The sequence below is a fragment of the Mycobacterium colombiense CECT 3035 genome (assembly GCF_002105755.1).
Classification (GTDB): domain Bacteria; phylum Actinomycetota; class Actinomycetes; order Mycobacteriales; family Mycobacteriaceae; genus Mycobacterium; species Mycobacterium colombiense.
In genome coordinates, this window is the sequence record NZ_CP020821.1 from 5,280,790 (window position 1) to 5,298,940 (window position 18,151).

The window sequence follows — 18,151 nt, forward strand, 5'->3', positions numbered from 1 at the left end:
GCAGCGCGGCGTAGCCGGGCGCAGCGATCTTGAGTGTGAGCTGACGGCTTCGAGTGTGCAGTGGCGGCGCGCCCGATCGGCGTGTCGCCGCCGCAGATGCACACCGAAAGCCAACGATTCACACTCGAAAAGGCGGCGCCCGTCGCGGCTTCCTTAGCGCTCAGCCCAGGGCGACCAGAGTGTCGCCGCGCTGCTCGAGCACCCGCGACCCGATCACGGCGGGGAATACGGGTTTGCCGGCCGGCGGGGCGCTCGTCGAGCGGTCCACCGGAATGTAGCGTTCGTTGGCGCCGCTGAGCGGGTCGTAGACCCCGATCGCGCCGGTGACCGGCACCAGCAGCCGGCCCGCCATCATCACCCCGGGCCCCAACGGCGCCGTCCTGTCGCCCGCGGCGATGGTGTAGCGCAGCGCCAGCGTGTTCGCGTCGAAGACCATCAGCGAATCGCCCGTCCACCAGGTGACCTGGCTGCCGGGGTGGGAGACCACCGCCGAGCGCGACGGCGGCTTGGGCAGCGGGGTGCTCGACACGGTCGCCCCGGTTTGGTCGATGACGTCGACCCTCGGCTGCGGCGCGGGCAGGTAGACCGCGGTGGTGTTCTCCGCCACGGTCAGCACCCGGGCGCCCGAATCCGGCGTGATGCCCGGTTCGGCCACGATGTGTTGCTGGGGTTCGTCGTCGTCCTTGCCCGGGCGCAGCAGCACCAGCCGCAGGTCGGCCTGGTTCGCGCAGCTCTCCAGCACCGACACCGCCTGCGAGCTGGCCGCGGCCGAGATCAGCTTGCATCCGGAGTGCAGGCCCCGCGTCGACGGCTTCACCCGCGCGTCGGTCTCGCCGTAGGCCACCATCCGGACCATGTCGGAACGCCACAGCTCCAGCCGTGTGTCGCCGACCGACAACACCGTCATGCCGTCGGAGGAAAGCCGCACCTTCGGATCGGCGTAGCCGCTGCGCGCGGGGCCCCGGCGACCGGTGGAACCGTCCAGGGTGCTCACCTGCCCGCAGCCGCGGTCGTCGCGGTAGACGCCCACGGCGTAGCGGTACAGCCAGGTGACCCCGCACAGGTCGATGTCGCGGGCGTAGCTCCAGCGGGACTGGCCGGTGCCCGGATCGCGCCCGTCGATTTGGCGGCCCGCGGCGGTGACGACCTCCCCGCCGGCGACCACCGGGGCGGTGGTGGCGGGACTGGCGGCGCTCCACAGCTGCTTGAGCCCGGCCGGCACCTGCTTGGCCGGCGCCGGGTTGGGTGCGGGCACGGCGGCGGGCCGGCTGCTGGTGGCCCGGGCGTCACTGCTCCACCAGATCAGCGCCGCGACCGCGGCGACGACGACCGCGATGGCCGCGGCGGCGAGCATGTCGCCCTTGGTGCGGCGCTCGGGTCTGACCATGCGGCGGCGCGAGCCGTCAGTTGCTCTGCGTGGTGGTGGCGGCGGCCTGCCCATCGGCGGGCTTGCGACGCCGCCGGCGGCGGCGGGTGGAGCCGGCGTTGCCCGGGGGCGAGGCGGCCGGGGCTTCCGCGGTGGCCTCGCCGTTGGCGCTCGCGGTCCCGTTGCCCGACGGGTGCGCGCTGACGGGCTGGCCGCCACGGGTACGCCGCCGGGTGCCGGAGCGGCGCGCGGGCCTCTCCGACTTCTGCTCCGGCTTCTTGCCGCTCCGGTCGCTGCTGCTGCTGCGGCGCTGGCCTTGCGGCTTGCGGGCCGCGCCCACCGTGCCGCCGGCCTCGGCCGGGATGCCCAGCTCGGCGTGGAGGTGCGGCGAATTGGAATACGTCTCGGCGGGCTCGGGGCAGTCCAGACCCAGCGCTTTGTCGATCAGCGACCAGCGGGGCAGCTCGTCCCAGTCCACCAGGGTGACCGCGATACCGGTCTTACCGGCGCGGCCCGTACGGCCGATGCGGTGCACGTAGGCCTGCTCGTCCTCGGGGATCTGGTAGTTGATGACGTGGGTGATGTCATCGATGTCGATGCCGCGGGCGGCGACGTCGGTGGCGACCAGCACGTCGATGTCGCCGGTCCGGAAGGCCTTCAGCGCCTTCTCGCGGGCCGCCTGGCCCAGGTCGCCGTGCACCGCACCGACCGCGAAGCCGCGCTCGGCCAGCTCGTCGGCCACCTTCTGCGCGGTGCGCTTGGTGCGGGTGAAGATCATCGTCGCGCCGCGGCCCTCGGCCTGCAGCACCCGGCTGACCAGCTCCACCTTGTCCAGGGCGTGGGCCCGGTAGACGTACTGCACGGTGGTGTCGTGGGTGGCCGCCGAGTGCGGCGCCTCCGCCCGGATGTGGGTGGGCTGGTTCATGAACGTGCGGGCCAGCGTGATGATCGGGTCCGGCATGGTCGCCGAGAACAGCATGGATTGCCGGTCGGTGGGGATCTGGCGCAGGATGCGCTCGATGTCGGGCAGGAAGCCCAGGTCGAGCATCTCGTCGGCCTCGTCGAGCACCAGCACCGACAGCCCGCCCAGCTGCAGGTGGTTCTGCTGGCTCAGGTCGAGCAGCCGGCCCGGCGTGCCCACCACGACGTCAGCGCCGGCGCGCAGCGCCTCGATCTGCGGCTCGTAGGGGCGCCCGCCGTAGATGGGGACGACCGACAGCGCCCTGTCACGGCCGGCATCGTCCTTGTCGGCGGACAGGTACTTGGCCGCCAGCGTCAGGTCATCGGTGACCTGCAGGCACAGCTCGCGGGTGGGGACCACGATCAGGGCCCGCGGCGTGCCGTTGAGGGGCGTGCGGCGGTGCCGGAGGTGATGCGCTGCAGCAACGGCACGCCGAAGGCGAAGGTCTTGCCCATGCCGGTGCGGGCCTGGCCGATCAGATCGTCGCCGGCGAGCGCCATCGGCAGGGTCAGTTCTTGGATGGCGAAAGGGCTTTCGATGCCCTTTTCGGCGAGCGCGCGCACGATCTCGTCGCGGACGCCGAGTTGCGCGAATGTTGGGGTCAGTTCAGTTGTGCTGGTGAGTGTGGTCATGCGTGGGTAAGTAGCCTCTCGGTGACGTTCGGTTGATGTCGGTATTTCTCTGTCGCGGTCACGCGCGCACGAGTTCCGACTCCGAATACGTCGCCGAGTCGCCGGCCCTGGCTCAGTCTGGGAGGGCCCCAGTCAGGGCGGGCCAGCTGTGCACGCACATTTCGCCGATAGCGGCTTGAAAAAACAATTACGGCATGAGTACAGCCGCCATCTACCTACATGATAGCTGGTCGATAGCTGGCCCCCATTTCGCGCTAAGTCAGCCGACTACAGTGTTGCCATGACCCGGCCCTCCTGCCAGCCCCCCGAAGCCGATCTGGCCGCCGACCAAACCGATGATTCGCCCGCGCCGCGGCTGTCGGCCGATCACCCGGGCGTCAACGAGCTGTTCGCGGTGCTGGCCTACGGCGAGATCGCCGCGTTCTACCGGCTCACCGACGAGGCGCGGATGGCCCCCGACCTGCGCGGACGAATCTCGATGGCCAGCATGGCCGCCGCCGAGATGCAGCACTACGAGCAGCTGCGCGACGCGCTGGAAAGCCGCGGCGTCGACGTGGTGTCGGCGATGTCGAAGTACGTCTCGGCGCTGGAGAATTACCACCGGCTGACCATGCCCAGCACGTGGCTGGAGGCCTTGGTCAAGACGTACGTGGGCGACGCCCTGGCGGCCGACCTGTACCTGGAGATCGCCGACGGCCTGCCCGACGAGGTCGCCGACGTGGTGCGCGCGGCGCTGTCGGAAACCGGGCACTCGCAATTCGTCGTCGCCGAGGTGCGCGCCGCGGTGACGTCCAGCGGCAAGCAGCGCAGCCGGCTGGCGCTGTGGTCACGGCGCCTGTTCGGCGAAGCGATCACGCAGGCCCAGTACCTGCTGGCCGACCACGACGAGCTGGTCGACCTGGTGATGTCGGGCGCGGGCGGGCTGGGTCAGCTCAACGCGTTCTTCGACCGGATGCAGCAGACGCACGATCGGCGCATGCACGAACTCGGCCTGAGCTAAGCGCGGCGCGGCCGTCGGATCAGCGCGCGCAGGTCGCCATGTTCGAGACGTTGGTCGACGCGATGACCCGCTGACCGGCGGCGTTGAAGATCGAGCAGCTGAGCTGACCGTAGAAGCTGGTCGCGACCACCGATTCGGTCTGCACGCCCGGGTTCAGCACCACGACCTTCGACCACGGCAGCGACACGTTGAACTCGGTCTGCGGCACGCCCCGCGCGTCGGTGTAGACGACGTTCACCAGGTCCAGCAGCTGCTTGGTCCCGTTGACGCTGTAGAGCACGGTGCGCGGGTTCAGCGCGGCCGTCGGCGGCGCCGCGGCGAGCGGCGGCGCGACGGTGGGCGCGGCCACCGCGGGGGCGCGACGGGCGCGGCGCTGGGGGTGGTGACCGTCGTGAACGTCTCGGCCGGCAGCTGGGACGGGCCGGTGGAGGCCTTGGGCGGCGCGGAGGCCTTGGTCGTCGCGGGTGCCGAGGTCACCGGTTGGGGAGCGGGGGCACCCAGCGTGGCCTTGGTCGACGCGCTGTCGCCGCTGTTGATGATGACGGCGGTGGCGATGGCGCCCAACGCCACGACCGCGCCAACCACCAGCGTGGCGGGACGCCAGCGCGAGTCGGCGGGCCAGCCCGTCCAGTTGTAGTCGGCGTTCAGGTAGGGATCGGTATCGCAGGCGTCGTCGACGTCATCGTCAACGGCGTCGTCGGGGTAGTCCCGGATCCTGTCGTCAAGGTGCGCCCACGTGGTACCCATGGTGCCGAAGTTAGCCATGTGAAAACACGGATCGGGTATCGCGCGGGGGTGTGAGACAACCTGCAAGCGAATCGTTACCGGGCCGCGACCACGGTTTCGCTGACCGCGAAGTGGGGGGACGCGGGGAGGTGGGGGTCAGCCGCGTCAACTAGCCTGCTGCTGACAGGGCCGGGACTGCAACACCTGCGCAAGACTGCAAGACCCATGGAAGGGGTGACCGTGGAGGTCAAGATCGGTATCACGGATAGTCCGCGCGAGCTGGTCCTTGCCAGCACCCAGACGCCCGCGGAGGTCGAAGAACTGGTCAGCGCCGCGCTGAGCGACGGGTCGGGCCTGCTGCGCCTGAGCGACGAGCGGGGCCGCCGCTTCCTGATTCACACCGCCAGGATCGCCTACGTCGAGATCGGCGTCGCCGACGCGCGCCGCGTGGGCTTCGGAATCAGCGCCGAGTCCGGCAAACACGCCGGCAAGGGGCGCTAAGAGCGGGTCAGCGGCACGTGTGACAGACCGCCCCAGGCGAACTGGACGGTGCCGTCGACGGCGTCCGCCTTGGAGATCGGGCGATCCGAGTCCAGCCAATACCTGGCGCAGTCGACGCTGATGCCGACCAGTCCGACCGCGATCATCCGGGCCCGGTGCGGATCCAGCCCAGAATCCTCGCTGATCAACGCGAAGACCGCGTCGATGCAGGATTCGGTGGCCACGCGCACCTGGGCGGCCACCTCGGGTTCGGTGACGTAGTCGTTCTCGAAGATCAGCCGGTAACCCTGGCTGTCGTGCTCGATGAAGTCGAAGAAGGCCTGCACCGCGGAGTGCAACCGGCGCCGGTTGTCGGTGGTGGTGCTCAGCGCATTCTGAACGCCCGAGACCAGGTTCTCCACGTGCCGCGCCAGCACCGCCAGGTACAGCTCGAGCTTGCTCGAAAAGTGTTGATACAACACGGGTTTGCTGACCCCGGCGCGGTCGGCGATTTCGTCCATGCCGGCCGCGTGGTAGCCGCGGTCGACGAACACGTCGCTGGCCACGACGAGCAATTGACCGCGCCGCTCGTCGCGGGGCAACCGGTTGCCCCGCCGGTTGGAAACCGCGGATCCGTCCGCCGGCCGACCGCGGTCAGCCGATCTGACGGCGCGGCGCGCCGGCACCTTCGCGAGTTCGCTCATCGATTCCTCATCTGATTATCGGCGGCCGGCCGTCGGTAAACCGGGGTCAGCCGCTCGCAGCCCGTGGAAAAGACCTTACTACCCGCCGCCTCGATGCGACCGTCATCGCGGTCGTCGCCGCAGGCAGAAGCGGTGTCGGAGGGCGGATTCGGGCGCGCCACGGATGGTGCCCGCGCCCGGCTGTGTAATCCTGGGGAAATGACGTCGCCCCGGCCCCCGCGCAGCACAGATCGTGTGCCGGTGCTGCACGACGAGTGGCGCGAGCCCCTGCGGGCGCTGCGCGACCCCCTCGCGCGGGAAGCCGGACGCGTCCGCGCCGACCGTGAGCGGCCGCGTCAATGGCGCAAACAGACCTGGCTGGGGCGCTTCGTCTCCACCTACGGGTGGCGCGCGTACGCCCTGCCCGTGCTGGTGGTGCTCACCGCGGTGGTGATGTACCAGACGGTGACCGGCACCGGCGCGCCGAAGCCGACGGCCAGCCAGCCCATCCAGAGCCCACCCGCGATCGGCGCGGTGGGCACCACGATCATCGATGCCCCGCCGCGTGGGCTCGCCGCGTTCGACGCCAACCTGCCGGCCGGGACCCTGCCCGACGGTGGACCTTTCACCGAAGCGGGCGACAAGACCTGGCACGTCGTGCCGGGCGCCACACCGCAGATCGGCCAGGGCACCGCAAAGGTGTTCAGGTACACCGTCGAGGTGGAGAACGGCATCGACCCGACCATGTTCGGCGGCGACGATGCCTTCGCCCAGATGGTCGACCAGACGCTGGGCAATCCGAAGGGCTGGACGCACAACCCGCAATTCGCGTTCGTCCGGATCGACAACGGCAAACCCGACTTTCGGATCTCGCTGGTGTCGCCGGTGACGGTGCGCGAAGGGTGCGGCTACGAATTCCGGCTCGAGACCTCTTGCTACAACCCGGTATTCGGTGCCAACCGCGAGGCGCGGGTCTTCATCAACGAGGCGCGCTGGATTCGGGGAGCCGTGCCGTTCGAGGGCGACATCGGCTCCTACCGGCAGTACGTGATCAACCACGAGGTCGGCCACGCCATCGGCTACCTGCACCACGAGCCGTGCGAGCAGCAGGGCGCCCTGGCGCCGGTGATGATGCAGCAGACGTTCTCCACGTCGAACAACGACGCCGCGCAGTTCGACCCCGACGTCGTCAAAGCCGACGGAAAGACCTGCCGGTTCAACCCCTGGCCGTACCCGATCGCCTAGCTCGCCGACGATGTGCGCCGGTGCGCGTTGCCGCGCCCTCGACGGGCTGCTGTGATGGTGGTAGACGCTTTCCGCTAGGCCGACCAAGGAGATGTTTCGCAGTGTCGACGCCGCTGCCGCCTCTGGTGGCACCCGCAGACCAGCTCAGTGGCGACGAGGTGGCCCGCTACAGCCGGCACCTGATCATTCCCGGCCTGGGCCCCGACGGGCAGAAGCGGCTCAAGAACGCCCGGGTGCTGGTGATCGGCGCGGGCGGGCTGGGCGCGCCGACGCTGCTCTACCTGGCCGCGGCCGGGGTCGGCGCCATCGGCATCGTCGATTACGACGTGGTCGACGAGTCGAACCTGCAGCGCCAGATCATTCACGGGGTGGCCGACGTCGGGCGGTCCAAGGCCCAGTCGGCCCGCGACTCTATCGCCGCGATCAACCCGCTGGTCGACGTGCGGCTGCACGAGTTCCGCCTGGATTCCACCAACGCCGTCGAGTTGTTCGGCCACTACGACCTGATCGTCGACGGCACCGACAACTTCGCGACCCGGTATTTGGTCAACGACGCGGCGGTGCTGGCGAAGAAGCCCTACGTGTGGGGGTCGATCTACCGCTTCGAGGGACAGGTCTCGGTGTGCTGGGAGGACGCCCCGGACGGACGCGGACTCAACTACCGCGACCTCTACCCGGAGCCGCCGCCGCCCGGCTCCGTCCCGTCCTGCGCCGAGGGCGGCGTGCTGGGCATCGTGTGCGCGTCCATCGCCTCGGTGATGAGCACCGAGGTGATCAAACTCATCACCGGCATCGGCGACTCGCTGCTGGGCCGGCTGATGATCTACGACGCCCTGGAGATGACGTATCGCACCATCGCGATCCGCCGCGATCCGTCGGACGCCTCGAGGCCGAAGATCACCGAGCTCGTCGACTACGAGCAGTTGTGCGGCGCGGCGCCCGGGGCCGCCGCCCACGACGACACGTCGGCCATCACCCCGCGGGAGTTGCGCGAGTGGCTGGATTCGGGCAAGAAGCTGGCCCTGATCGACGTGCGTGAGCCGGTGGAGTTCGACATCGTGCACATCGACGGCGCCCAGCTGATCCCGCAGTCGTCGATCAATTCCGGTGAGGGTCTGGCGCAGCTGCCGCAGGACCGCCTGCCGGTGCTGTACTGCAAAACCGGGGTGCGCTCGGCCCAGGCGCTGGCGGTGCTGCGCCAGGCCGGATTCGCCGACGCGGTGCATTTGCAGGGCGGGATCGTGGCGTGGGCGCAGCAGATGCAACCCGACATGGTCATGTACTGACCGTCGAACGCGTGCTGGACTGCGGTGCCCCGCCGCTGTGCAGCTGGCGGCGCGCTTGCGATCGCCGCCTGTTGGACTCGTTTAGAGTACCGGTGTGACAGTCGAGCCACCGCCGGATCATGTGCTGTCGGCGTTTGGTTTGGCCGGCGTTAAACCCGTCTATCTCGGCGCCAGCTGGGAGGGCGGCTGGCGGTGCGGCGAAGTCGTCCTGTCGCTGGTGGCCGACAACGCCCGCGCGGCCTGGTCCGCGCGGGTCCGCGAAACCCTGTTCGTCGACGGCGTCCGGCTGGCCCGGCCGGTCCGTTCCACCGACGGGCGCTACGTCGTCTCCGGTTGGCGGGCCGACACCTTCGTGGCCGGGACACCGGAGCCCCGTCATGACGAGGTCGTCTCCGCGGCGGTGCGCCTGCACGAGGCGACGGGCAAACTGGACCGGCCCCGCTTCCTGACCCAGGGGCCCACGGCGCCGTGGGGTGATGTCGACATCTTCATTGCCGCCGATCGTGCCGCGTGGGAGGAACGGCCCCTGGCGTCGGTGCCGCCGGGCGCGCGGGTGGCCCGCCGACCGCGGACGCCGAGCGGTCGGTGGAGCTGCTCCACCAGCTCGCCACCCTGCGCAAGCCGACCAAGAGCCCCAACCAGCTGGTCCACGGAGACCTTTACGGCACAGTGCTTTTCGTCGGTACGGCGGCGCCGGGAATCACCGACATCACCCCGTACTGGCGGCCCGCGTCGTGGGCGGCCGGCGTGGTCGTCATCGACGCGCTGTCCTGGGGCGAGGCCGACGACGGCCTGATCGAGCGCTGGAACGCCCTGCCGGAGTGGTCGCAGATGTTGTTGCGCGCGTTGATGTTTCGCCTCGCGGTGCACGCGCTGCACCCGAGGTCCACGGCCGAGGCGTTCCCCGGGCTGGCCCGCACCGCGGCGCTGGTCCGGTTGGTGCTCTAACCCCCGTCGGTTGGTGCTCTAACCCCCGTCGGGAAACTCGTGGCGAACCTCGCGCAGCGCGATCCTGCCGTCGGTCGCCAGCACGCCCTCGGCGCGCAACAACTCCAGCTGCCGGGTGGTCAGGTGCCGCGCCGGGCGCCCGGACGCGGTGATCACCCGGTGCCAGGGCAGGTCCGAGGAGTCGGTCCGCATGATCCAGCCGACGATGCGCGGGCTGGAAAGCCCTGCGACGCTTGCGATGTCGCCGTAGGTGGCCACCCGGCCGGACGGGATCGCGGCGACCAGGGCGCGCACCCGCTCGACCTGCTCGTCGGTGACCGGCGCCATCCTCAGCGCGCTCCCAGCAGTTCACGGGTCAGCGCGGCCACCTCGTCGGGCCTGGCGTAGGGCACCATGTGGTTGCAGTCGAGGTCGACCAGCCGGAAGTCTGATCCCAACCGCCGCGCCAAGCCGTCGATGAGCTGGTCGGTGACATAGGGCGGCGTGGTCCGCTTGGCCCGCACCAGGACGGTCGGTGTCTTCGCCGGCGGCAGCACGGTGTCGCGGGCCAACTCGCTCCAGTACGCCGTCATGGCCGGCAGGCTGACCCGCCAGCCGTAGCGCCCGCCCGGCAGCGCGATCAGGTGCTCGTCGACCTCGGCGTCCAGCAGGGCGGGCTCGACATCGGACCACGAGCCGTGCACCTTCTCCAGGCGCGCCTCCTCGGCGTCCGGATAGTCGGGCGAGGACAGCATCGCTTCGGCGATCTCCCGCATCCAGTCGCCGTCCAGCCCGACCGCCGGGTCGAGCAGCAGCAGCCCCGCCACCCGGTCGGGCCGGGCGGCGGCCAGCTGCATCGCCAGGCCGCCGCCGAACGAGTGGCCCACGATCACCACCGGGGTGCCGGGCTGCTCGTCGAGCAACGCGGCCAGGGCCGCGACATTGGCGTCGATGGTCCACGGCGCGGCCCACGAGGAGCGGCCGTGGCCGATGAGATCCGGTGCCGCGATGCCGATTCCGGGCAAAAGGCCGGACAGGTGCTCCCAACGCCGGCCGTGGCCGGTCAACCCGTGCAACGCCAGGATCTGCACCGGACCGGGCGGGCCGTAGCGGTGCACATGCAACTTCGCGGTCACCCGTCGATGGTGCCAGCCGCCACGATCACGACGCGCGGGCGGTCCTCACCGGTCGTCATCGCGATCGTCCTCGGTGGGGACGATGTAGGCCTGCTCGATGACGTCGGCCTCGTTGGCTTCCCGGTCGCCGGCGGTCAAGTAGTCGGTGTCCAGGCCGGTCTCGTCGTCGGAATCCGCGGACCGCAGTTGTTCCACCGCGTCGCCTTCGGGCGCTTCGTCGATGGGATTGCCGCGTTCGTCGTCCTGCATGGTCTTCAACCCCTCCTTCTGGGCGTGGGTCGCTCCGGCCTCCAGGGTAGGTGCCGCCAGGTACGCTGAACCGCTCGATCATGTCGACGACCCAACGGGAGCGGTCATGGGCAGAATCAGGCGCGGTTGGGCGCTTTCGCAGCAGAGCTGGAAGGTCCTGAAACGGGACCGATCGCTCGTCTTCTTCCCGATCCTGTCCACCCTGTTCGCCGCCCTGGCCACGATCGCGATCTGGGTGCCGACGCTGCTGGTGCGCGGGGTGTTCGGCGGCCATCAGATGGACAACCAGGACCCCGTCTACTACATCGCGGGCGCGGCGACGGCCTACGCGTGCACGTTCATCGCGATCTTCTTCAACGTGGCGCTGGCCGCGTGCGCGGTGCGCTCGATGCGGGGCGAGGACACCAGGGTCGCCGAGGGCATCGGCGCGGCGGCGCGCCGGATCGGTCCGATTCTGGGGTGGACGGTGGTGGCGACCACGGTCGGCCTGATTCTCAAGGCGGTCGAGGAGCGCTTGCCCAACGCGGGCAAGCTGGTCGCGGACCTCGTCGGCGCGGCGTGGGCCGTCGCAACGTTTTTCGTCATACCGGTGATCGCGCTCGAAGGCGCCGGGCCGTTTCGGTCGCTGCGCCGCTCGGTGGACACCATCAAGGCGCGCTGGGGTGAGAGCGCGGCGGGGGCGGCCACCATCGGGGTGGTCACGTTTCTGGTCACCCTGGTGGTCGTGGTGGGCGGCGCGGCGGGCGGCATCGCGCTGATCGTGGCGCGCCTCGCGCCGCTGGGCCTCGCGGTGCTGGCCGCGACGTTCGCGTTCGCCGTTGTCATCTCGTTCATCTCGACCGCGCTCAGCCAGATCTTCCGTGTCGCGGTGTACCAGTACGCGGTCACCGGCGAGACGGTCGGCGGGTTCGACCACCAGCTGCTGCAGGCCGCGTTCGTCGCGCGCTAGCGAATCTGTCGGACCCTCGTGATGTCATGCCGTCATGGCCTACACGTGGGATGCCGAAGCGCACACCGTCTTAGACCCGGGTGCGCGCGGTCGGCTGCGCATTCTCGGTGGGCCCGGCACCGGCAAGAGCAGCCTGCTGATCGACGCCGCCATTGCGCAGATCGACGCCGGGGTCGGCCCGGAATCGGTTCTGCTGCTTACCGGTTCCGGCCGGATCGGGATGGCCGAGCGCAGCGCGCTGACGACGGCGTTGCTGCGCTCGCGACCCACCGGCGGAGGCCGGGCCGCGGTGAGCGAACCGCTGGTGCGGACCGTGCACGGGTACGCCTACGCGGTCCTGCGGCGCGCGGCCGAGCGCGCCGGCGAGGCGCCCCCGCGCCTGGTCACCAGCGCCGAACAGGACGCCATCATTCGGGAGCTGCTGGCCGGAGACCTCGAGGACGGGCCGCGCGCCGCGACGGCCTGGCCGGCCCAGCTGCGGCCCGCGCTGAGCACCGCCGGTTTCGCCACCGAACTGCGAAACCTGTTGGCCCGCTGTGCCGAACGTGGGGTCGATCCCCAGGACCTGGAGCGCCTGGGCCGCCGGTGCCGCCGGCCGGAGTGGACCGCCGCCGGCCGATTCGCGCGTCAGTACGAGCAGGTGATGCTGCTGCGCGCCGCGGTGGGCACGGCCGCGCCGGAAGCCACCACGCCCGCGCTGGGCGCCGCCGAATTGGTCGGCGCCGCACTGGAAGCGTTCGCCGTCGACCCCGAATTGCTGGCCACCGAACGCGGCCGGATCCGCATCCTGCTGGTCGACGACGCCCAACAACTCGATCCGCAGGCCGCCCGCCTGGTTCGGGTGCTCGCGGCGGGCGCCGAGCTGGCGCTGATCGCCGGGGATCCCAACCAGGCGGTATTCGGCTTCCGGGGAGGCGAACCCGCCGGATTGCTCGGCGGCGACGGGCCTTCGGTGACGCTGACGACGTCGTACCGGTGCGCCCCGCCGTCGCGCGCGCGGTCAGCGGCATCGCCGGGCGCTTACCGGGCGGGAGCGCCGGCCGGCGGATCGACGGCGCCGGGCCGGGGGAAGGGTCGGTCACGGTGCGTCTGGCCGCGTCGGCGCACGCCGAGGCGGCGGCCATCGCCGACGCACTGCGGCGCGCGCACCTGGTCGACGGCGTGCCCTGGTCGCAGATGGCGGTCATCGTGCGGTCGGTGCCGCGGGCCGGCGCGCGTCTGCCGCGCGCGTTGGCCGCCGCCGGGGTGCCGGTGGCCGCGCCGGCGGTCCCCGGGCCGTTGTCCGAGGAACCGGCCGCGCGGGCCCTGCTCACCGTGCTGCTGGCCACCGCCGACGGGCTCGACGGGCAGCAGGCGCTCGCGCTGCTGACCGGCCCCATCGGCCGGGTCGATCCGGTGTCGCTGCGCCAGCTGCGCCGAACACTGCAGCGCGCCAACCCCGATCGCACGCCGGCCGATTTCGCCGAGCTCTTGGTCGAGGCGCTGTCCGGTGCCGCGACGCCGCCGGGTCCGCAGTTCGCCGCGCTGCGCAAGGTCCGCGCGGTGCTGGACGCGGCCGCCCGCTCGCACCGCGCCGGTGACGACCCGCGCTACACCCTGTGGGCCGCCTGGCACCGGTCCGGGTTGCAGCGCCGCTGGCTGACGGTGAGCGAGCGCGGCGGCCCGGCTGCGGCGCAGGCCACCCGGGACCTCGAGTCGGTGACCGCGCTGTTCGACGTCACCGACGACTACGTGTCGCGCACCTCGGGGGCGTCGTTGCGCGGCCTGGTCGAGCACATCGCCGCGCTGGCGCTGCCCGCCGCCGCCCCCGAGCCGGTCGCCCCGGCCGAACAGGTCAGGGTGCTCAGCGCGCACGCCGCGCTGGGGCACGAATGGGATTTCGTGGTCATCGCCGGATTGCAGGATGGCTTGTGGCCCAACACCGTTCCGCGCGGCGGCGTGCTGGCCACCCAGCGCCTGCTGGACGTGCTGGACGGGGTCGGCGCCGACGCCTCGGTGCGCGCGCCGCTGCTCGCCGAGGAGCGCAGGCTGCTGGTGGCGGCGATGGGCCGGGCCCGGCGCAGGCTGCTGGTGACGGCGGTCGACAGCGACACCGGTGGGGCCGGCCTGGAGGCGGCGCTGCCGTCGGTGTTCTTCGCCGAAATCGCGCGGTGGGCCGACGACGACGCCGATGACACCGGCGCGCAACCGGTCTCGGCGCCGCGGCTGTTGTCCGCGGCCGCGCTGGTGGGCCGGCTGCGCGGCGTGGTGTGCGCGCCCGAGGGCGCGGTGGACGAGCTCGCGCGCGATTGCGCGGCAACGCAATTGGCCCGGCTGGCCAAGGCCGGCGTGCCGGGGGCCGACCCGGCCGGGTGGCACGGCCTGACCCCGGTCAGCACCAGCGAACCGCTGCGCGGCAGCGGCGACGTGGTCACCCTGACGCCGTCGACCCTGCAGACCCTCAACGACTGCCCGCTGCGCTGGCTCGCCGAGCGGCACGGCGGAGCCGCTCCGCGCGACGTGCGCTCGGCGATCGGGTCGGTCGTGCACGCCCTGATCGCCGAACCGCAGCGGAGCCAAGCGGAGCTGCTGGCCGAGCTGGACCGCGCCTGGAAGCACCTGCCCTTTGCGGCGCAATGGCATTCGGACAACGAGCTGGCCCGGCACCGCGCCATGCTGGAGGCGTTCATCGAGTGGCGTGTGCAAACCAGGGGCGCCCTCACCGAGGTCGGCGTCGAGGCCGAGATCGAGGGAACCGTGGCCACCGGCGACGGTGGCGAGGTGCGGCTGCGCGGCCGGGTCGACCGGCTGGAGCGCGACGCCGCCGGCCGACTGGTGATCGTCGACATCAAAACCGGCAAGACGCCGGTCAGCAAGGACGATGCGCAACAGCACGCCCAGCTCGCCATGTATCAGCTGGCGGTGGCAGAAGGATTGGTGGACAACGGGTCCGGCAACGCCGAGCCGGGCGGAGCACGACTGGTCTACGTCGGCAAGGCCGGGGCCGCCGGGGTGGCCGAACGCGAGCAGGATCCGCTGACCGCCGCCGCCCGTGACGAATGGCGCGAGGTCATCGGCCGCGCGGCGGGCGCGACGTCCGGCCCGCAGTTCATCGCGCGGCGCAACGACGGCTGCACCCATTGCCCCATCCGGCCGAACTGCCCGGCCCACGCCGACGGGGGGCGGTGATGACGCCGCCGCAGCCGCGCTACAGCCCCGCCGAATTGGCCGGCGCGCTGGGGCTTTTCCCGCCGACCGACGAACAGGCCGCCGTCATCGCCGCGCCGCCGGGACCGCTGGTGGTGATCGCCGGGGCCGGCGCCGGCAAGACCGAAACCATGGCGGCGCGGGTGGTGTGGCTGATCGCCAACGGCTACGCCGATCCCGGGCAGGTGCTGGGCCTGACGTTCACCCGCAAGGCCGCCGGCCAGCTGCTGCGCCGGGTCCGGTCCCGACTGGCCCGGCTGGCCGGCGTCGGCCTGGGCGCGGCCGTCGACACCGAGGGCGCGCCGACGGTCAGCACCTACCACGCCTTCGCCGGGTCACTGCTGCGCGACTACGGGCTGCTGCTACCGGTCGAGCCCGACACCCGGCTGCTGGGCGAAACGGAGCTGTGGCAGCTGGCTTTCGACGTTGTGAATGGATACCCGGGGGAGCTGCGGACCGACAAGACCCCGGCGGCGGTGACTTCGATGGTGCTGCGGCTGTGGGGGCAGCTGGCCGAACACCTGGTGGACACCGGCCAGCTGCGCGACACCCACGTGGAGCTGGAGCGGCTGATCCACTGCCTGCCCGCGGGCCGCTACCAGCGGGACCGCGGCCCCAGCCAATGGCTGCTGCGGCTGCTGGCCACCCAGACCGAACGCACCGAACTCGTGCCCCTGCTCGACGCGCTCAACGACCGCATGCGTGTTGCGAAGGTGATGGACTTCGGGATGCAGATGGCCTCGGCGGCCCGGCTGGCGGCGACGTTCCCTCAAGTCGGCGAGGACCTGCGCGGCCGCTACCGGGTGGTGCTGCTCGACGAGTACCAGGACACCGGCCACGCCCAACGCATCGCGCTCTCAGCACTATTCGGCGGCGGGGTGGACGACGGGCTGGCGCTCACGGCCGTCGGCGACCCCATTCAGTCGATCTACGGCTGGCGCGGCGCTTCGGCGACCAACCTGCCGCGGTTCACCACCGACTTCCCCCGATCCGACGGCACCCCCGCCCCGATGTGCGAGTTGCGGACCAGCTGGCGCAATCCGCCCCGGACCCTGCGGGTGGCCAACGCGGTGTCGGCCGAGGCGCGGCGGCGCTCGGTGGCCGTGCACGCGCTGCGCCCGCGCCCGGACGCCCCGCCCGGCACCGTCCGCTGCGCATTGCTGCCCGACGTGGCGGCCGAGCGCGAGTGGATCGCCGACCACCTCGACGCGCGGTACCGGCAGGCCCGCGACGAGGGCGTCGGTCCGCCGACGGCCGCGGTGTTGGTGCGCCGCAACGCCGATGCTGCGCCCATCGCCGACGCGCTGCGCGCCCGCGGCATCCCGGTGGAGGTCGTCGGGCTGGCCGGGTTGCTGGCCATCCCGGAGGTCGCCGAGGTGGTGGCCATGCTGCGGCTGGTGGCCGATCCGACGGCGGGCGCGGCGGCGATGCGGGTGCTCACCGGTTCACGCTGGCGCCTGGGCGCCCGTGACCTCGCCGCGCTGTGGCAGCGCGCGCGTGCGCTCGGCGGGCTGGCCCAGCCCGCCGAACCGTCCTCGCCCGAGTCGATCGCGAGCGCGGCCGGCCCCGACGCCGACACCGCGTGCCTGGCCGACGCGATCGCCGATCCCGGTGCGGCCGGGGCGTATTCGGCCGCCGGATACCAGCGCATCACCGCGCTGGGCGCCGAACTGAACGCCCTGCGCGCCCACCTCGGGCATCCGCTCCCGGACTTGGTCGCCGAGGTGCGCCGGGTGCTGGGCATCGACTGCGAAGTCCGCGCCGCGGCGGGGGTCGGGGCCGGCTGGGCCGGCACCGAGCACCTGGATGCGTTCGCCGACGTCGTCGCCGGGTACGCCGAACGCACCGGCGCCGCGACGGGGCCGGCGGACGGATCGGCGGCCACCTCGGTGACCGGCCTGCTGGCATACCTGGACGTCGCCGAGTCGGTCGAGAACGGTTTGGCGCCCGCACCATTGGCGGTCGCCCGCGACCGCGTCCAGGTGCTCACCGTGCACTCCGCGAAGGGGCTGGAATGGCAGGTCGTGGCGGTGGCCCACCTGTCCGGCGGCACCTTCCCGTCGACGGCGTCGAAGAGCACCTGGCTCACCGACGCAGCCGAGCTGCCCCCGCTCTTGCGCGGCGACCGCGCCGCCGCGGGCGCGCTGGGCATCCCGATGATGGACACCTCGGACGTCACCAATCGAAAGCAGCTGTCGGACAAGATCTCCGAGCATCGCCGCCAGCTCGAGCAGCGCCGCGTCGACGAGGAGCGCCGGCTGCTGTATGTCGCGATCACCCGGGCCGAGGACACGCTGCTGGTATCCGGGCACCACTGGGCGGCCACCGGCATCAAGCCGCGCGGCCCGTCGGACTTCCTGTGCGAAATCAAGGCCGTCATCGACGATTCCACCGCGGCCGGTGACCCCTGCGGAACGGTCGAACACTGGGCGCCGCCGCCGGCGGATGGCGAGCGAAACCCGCTGCGCGACAACGTCGTCGAAGCCGTATGGCCGCCCGATCCGCTGGCGGCGCGACGTGGCGACGTCGAGCATGGCGCCGCGCTGGTGGCCCAGGCGCTGCGGGCGGACGCGACCGAGGCGTGCGTCGATGTGGACGGCTGGGCCGCCGACGTCGACGCGCTGCTGGCCGAGCGTGCCCGGCTGGCGCAGCCGCCGGCCACCGTCCTGCCGGGCCAGCTGTCGGTCAGCTCGCTGGTCGGCCTGGCGCGCGATCCGGCGGGCACCGCGCAGCGGTTGCGGCACCGGCTGCCGTCGCGGCCGGAGCCGCATGCGTTGCTGGGCAACGCCTTCCACGCGTGGGTCCAGAAATTCTACGGCGCCGAGTGCCTGTTCGAGCTCGGTGATCTGCCGGGCGCGGCGGACTCCGACGTCGGCGACACCGCGGAACTGGCCGCGCTGCAGCATGCCTTCACCGAATCACCGTGGGCGGCAAGGATTCCCGTGGCGGTCGAGGTGCCGTTCGAGATGCCGATCGGCGACACGCTGGTGCGCGGACGCATCGACGCGGTGTTCGCCGATCCCGACGGCGGCGCCACCGTGGTCGACTGGAAGACCGGCGAACCGCCGCACGGGCCGGAAGCGATGCGGCAGGCCGCCGTCCAACTCGCCGTGTACCGGGCGGCCTGGGCGGCGCTGGCCGGCATCCCGGAATCGTCGGTGCGCACGGCCTTCCACTACGTGCGCGCCGGCACCACCGTGACCCCCGAGCAACTTCCGAGCGCCGCCGAGGTCGCCGGGCTGCTGACGGATCCGGCCGGCGACCGTCGCGCCCGGGTGTGACCTGCGCCGCCCGAGTATTGGGGACGCTGTGGCCGTGGTTACAT

The 18,151-nt window shown here is 71.8% G+C and carries 11 protein-coding genes and 4 pseudogenes; 8 read left to right on the forward strand and 7 right to left on the reverse strand.

Going from position 1 to position 18,151, the window contains the following annotated elements; translation table 11 throughout:
* Nucleotides 1-160: 160 nt before the first annotated feature.
* Both B9D87_RS24985 and B9D87_RS24990 read right to left on the reverse strand, forming a co-directional pair.
* On the reverse strand, nt 161-1,387 hold the full coding sequence (locus tag B9D87_RS24985) for an Rv3212 family protein (RefSeq protein ID WP_007773049.1): 1,227 nt from the start codon (nt 1,385-1,387) through the stop codon (nt 161-163).
* A gap of 16 nt (nt 1,388-1,403) precedes the next feature.
* Nucleotides 1,404-2,959 (reverse strand): annotated as a pseudogene (locus tag B9D87_RS24990) (DEAD/DEAH box helicase).
* Between the two features lie 280 nt (nt 2,960-3,239).
* Between B9D87_RS24990 and B9D87_RS24995 the strand changes: the two are divergent.
* A complete protein-coding gene (locus B9D87_RS24995) occupies nt 3,240-3,959 on the forward strand; it encodes a ferritin-like fold-containing protein (RefSeq protein WP_007773047.1) in 720 nt (239 codons plus the stop codon).
* A 19-nt stretch (nt 3,960-3,978) separates the two neighbouring features.
* Here the strand turns inward: B9D87_RS24995 and B9D87_RS25000 are convergent.
* A pseudogene (locus B9D87_RS25000) lies at nt 3,979-4,706 on the reverse strand (MmpS family transport accessory protein).
* Between the two features lie 219 nt (nt 4,707-4,925).
* Here B9D87_RS25000 and B9D87_RS25005 point away from each other — a divergent pair.
* The gene (locus B9D87_RS25005; RefSeq protein ID WP_040631068.1) at nt 4,926-5,186 is read left to right on the forward strand and encodes a DUF3107 domain-containing protein; all 261 of its coding nucleotides are present in this window, start codon (nt 4,926-4,928) and stop codon (nt 5,184-5,186) included.
* On the opposite strand, the gene fasR is transcribed toward B9D87_RS25005, so the two are convergent.
* Nucleotides 5,183-5,869: an HTH-type transcriptional activator FasR gene (fasR, locus tag B9D87_RS25010; protein WP_007773043.1), complete on the reverse strand. Its 687-nt coding sequence runs from the start codon at nt 5,867-5,869 to the stop codon at nt 5,183-5,185. The two genes, B9D87_RS25005 and fasR, sit on opposite strands and share 4 nt — an antisense overlap.
* A 93-nt stretch (nt 5,870-5,962) precedes the next feature.
* Here fasR and B9D87_RS25015 point away from each other — a divergent pair, with 93 nt between their 5' ends.
* The 3 genes and pseudogenes from B9D87_RS25015 to B9D87_RS25025 all read left to right on the forward strand — a co-directional run bounded on the left by B9D87_RS25015 (nt 5,963) and on the right by B9D87_RS25025 (nt 9,327).
* Complete coding sequence (locus tag B9D87_RS25015) at nt 5,963-7,093, forward strand: DUF3152 domain-containing protein (RefSeq protein WP_040631067.1); 1,131 nt, start codon at nt 5,963-5,965, stop codon at nt 7,091-7,093.
* Nucleotides 7,094-7,194: 101 nt separating this feature from the next.
* Nucleotides 7,195-8,379 (forward strand): adenylyltransferase/sulfurtransferase MoeZ, encoded by a 1,185-nt coding sequence (gene moeZ, locus B9D87_RS25020; protein WP_007773040.1) that lies wholly within the window; start codon nt 7,195-7,197, stop codon nt 8,377-8,379.
* Nucleotides 8,380-8,473: 94 nt separating this feature from the next.
* Nucleotides 8,474-9,327: pseudogene (locus B9D87_RS25025) on the forward strand (TIGR02569 family protein).
* A gap of 18 nt (nt 9,328-9,345) precedes the next feature.
* Here B9D87_RS25025 and B9D87_RS25030 read toward each other — a convergent pair.
* From B9D87_RS25030 to B9D87_RS25040, 3 genes are read right to left on the reverse strand one after another with little or no spacing between them, the layout of a single operon-like run.
* Nucleotides 9,346-9,654, reverse strand: coding sequence for an MGMT family protein (locus B9D87_RS25030; RefSeq protein ID WP_007773036.1), 309 nt, complete (start codon nt 9,652-9,654; stop codon nt 9,346-9,348).
* A 2-nt stretch (nt 9,655-9,656) separates the two neighbouring features.
* Nucleotides 9,657-10,442 (reverse strand): alpha/beta fold hydrolase, encoded by a 786-nt coding sequence (locus tag B9D87_RS25035; protein ID WP_040630928.1) that lies wholly within the window; start codon nt 10,440-10,442, stop codon nt 9,657-9,659.
* Between the two features lie 45 nt (nt 10,443-10,487).
* Complete coding sequence (locus B9D87_RS25040) at nt 10,488-10,691, reverse strand: Rv3202a family protein (protein ID WP_040631065.1); 204 nt, start codon at nt 10,689-10,691, stop codon at nt 10,488-10,490.
* Nucleotides 10,692-10,797: 106 nt separating this feature from the next.
* On the opposite strand from B9D87_RS25040, the gene B9D87_RS25045 reads away from it, so the two are divergent.
* The 3 genes and pseudogenes from B9D87_RS25045 (at nt 10,798) to B9D87_RS25055 (ending at nt 18,107) form a co-directional block, all read left to right on the forward strand.
* Complete coding sequence (locus B9D87_RS25045; RefSeq protein WP_007773033.1) at nt 10,798-11,640, forward strand: DUF6159 family protein; 843 nt, start codon at nt 10,798-10,800, stop codon at nt 11,638-11,640.
* A gap of 34 nt (nt 11,641-11,674) precedes the next feature.
* Nucleotides 11,675-14,808: pseudogene (locus B9D87_RS25050) on the forward strand (PD-(D/E)XK nuclease family protein).
* Nucleotides 14,808-18,107, forward strand: coding sequence for an ATP-dependent helicase (locus tag B9D87_RS25055; RefSeq protein ID WP_040631062.1), 3,300 nt, complete (start codon nt 14,808-14,810; stop codon nt 18,105-18,107). Before B9D87_RS25050 ends, B9D87_RS25055 begins: the two are co-directional and overlap by 1 nt.
* Nucleotides 18,108-18,151 lie beyond the last annotated feature (44 nt).

What these genes read in the sequence shown, in the direction of transcription:
- B9D87_RS25045 (WP_007773033.1), top strand. Translation starts at nt 10,798, where the DNA reads ATGGGCAGAATCAGGCGCGGTTGGGCGCTTTCGCAGCAGAGCTGGAAG.
- B9D87_RS24985 (WP_007773049.1), bottom strand. Translation starts at nt 1,387, where the DNA reads ATGGTCAGACCCGAGCGCCGCACCAAGGGCGACATGCTCGCCGCCGCG.
- B9D87_RS25040 (WP_040631065.1), bottom strand. Translation starts at nt 10,691, where the DNA reads ATGCAGGACGACGAACGCGGCAATCCCATCGACGAAGCGCCCGAAGGC.
- B9D87_RS24995 (WP_007773047.1), top strand. Translation starts at nt 3,240, where the DNA reads ATGACCCGGCCCTCCTGCCAGCCCCCCGAAGCCGATCTGGCCGCCGAC.
- B9D87_RS25030 (WP_007773036.1), bottom strand. Translation starts at nt 9,654, where the DNA reads ATGGCGCCGGTCACCGACGAGCAGGTCGAGCGGGTGCGCGCCCTGGTC.
- B9D87_RS25055 (WP_040631062.1), top strand. Translation starts at nt 14,808, where the DNA reads ATGACGCCGCCGCAGCCGCGCTACAGCCCCGCCGAATTGGCCGGCGCG.
- fasR (WP_007773043.1), bottom strand. Translation starts at nt 5,869, where the DNA reads ATGAGCGAACTCGCGAAGGTGCCGGCGCGCCGCGCCGTCAGATCGGCT.
- B9D87_RS25015 (WP_040631067.1), top strand. Translation starts at nt 5,963, where the DNA reads ATGCGACCGTCATCGCGGTCGTCGCCGCAGGCAGAAGCGGTGTCGGAG.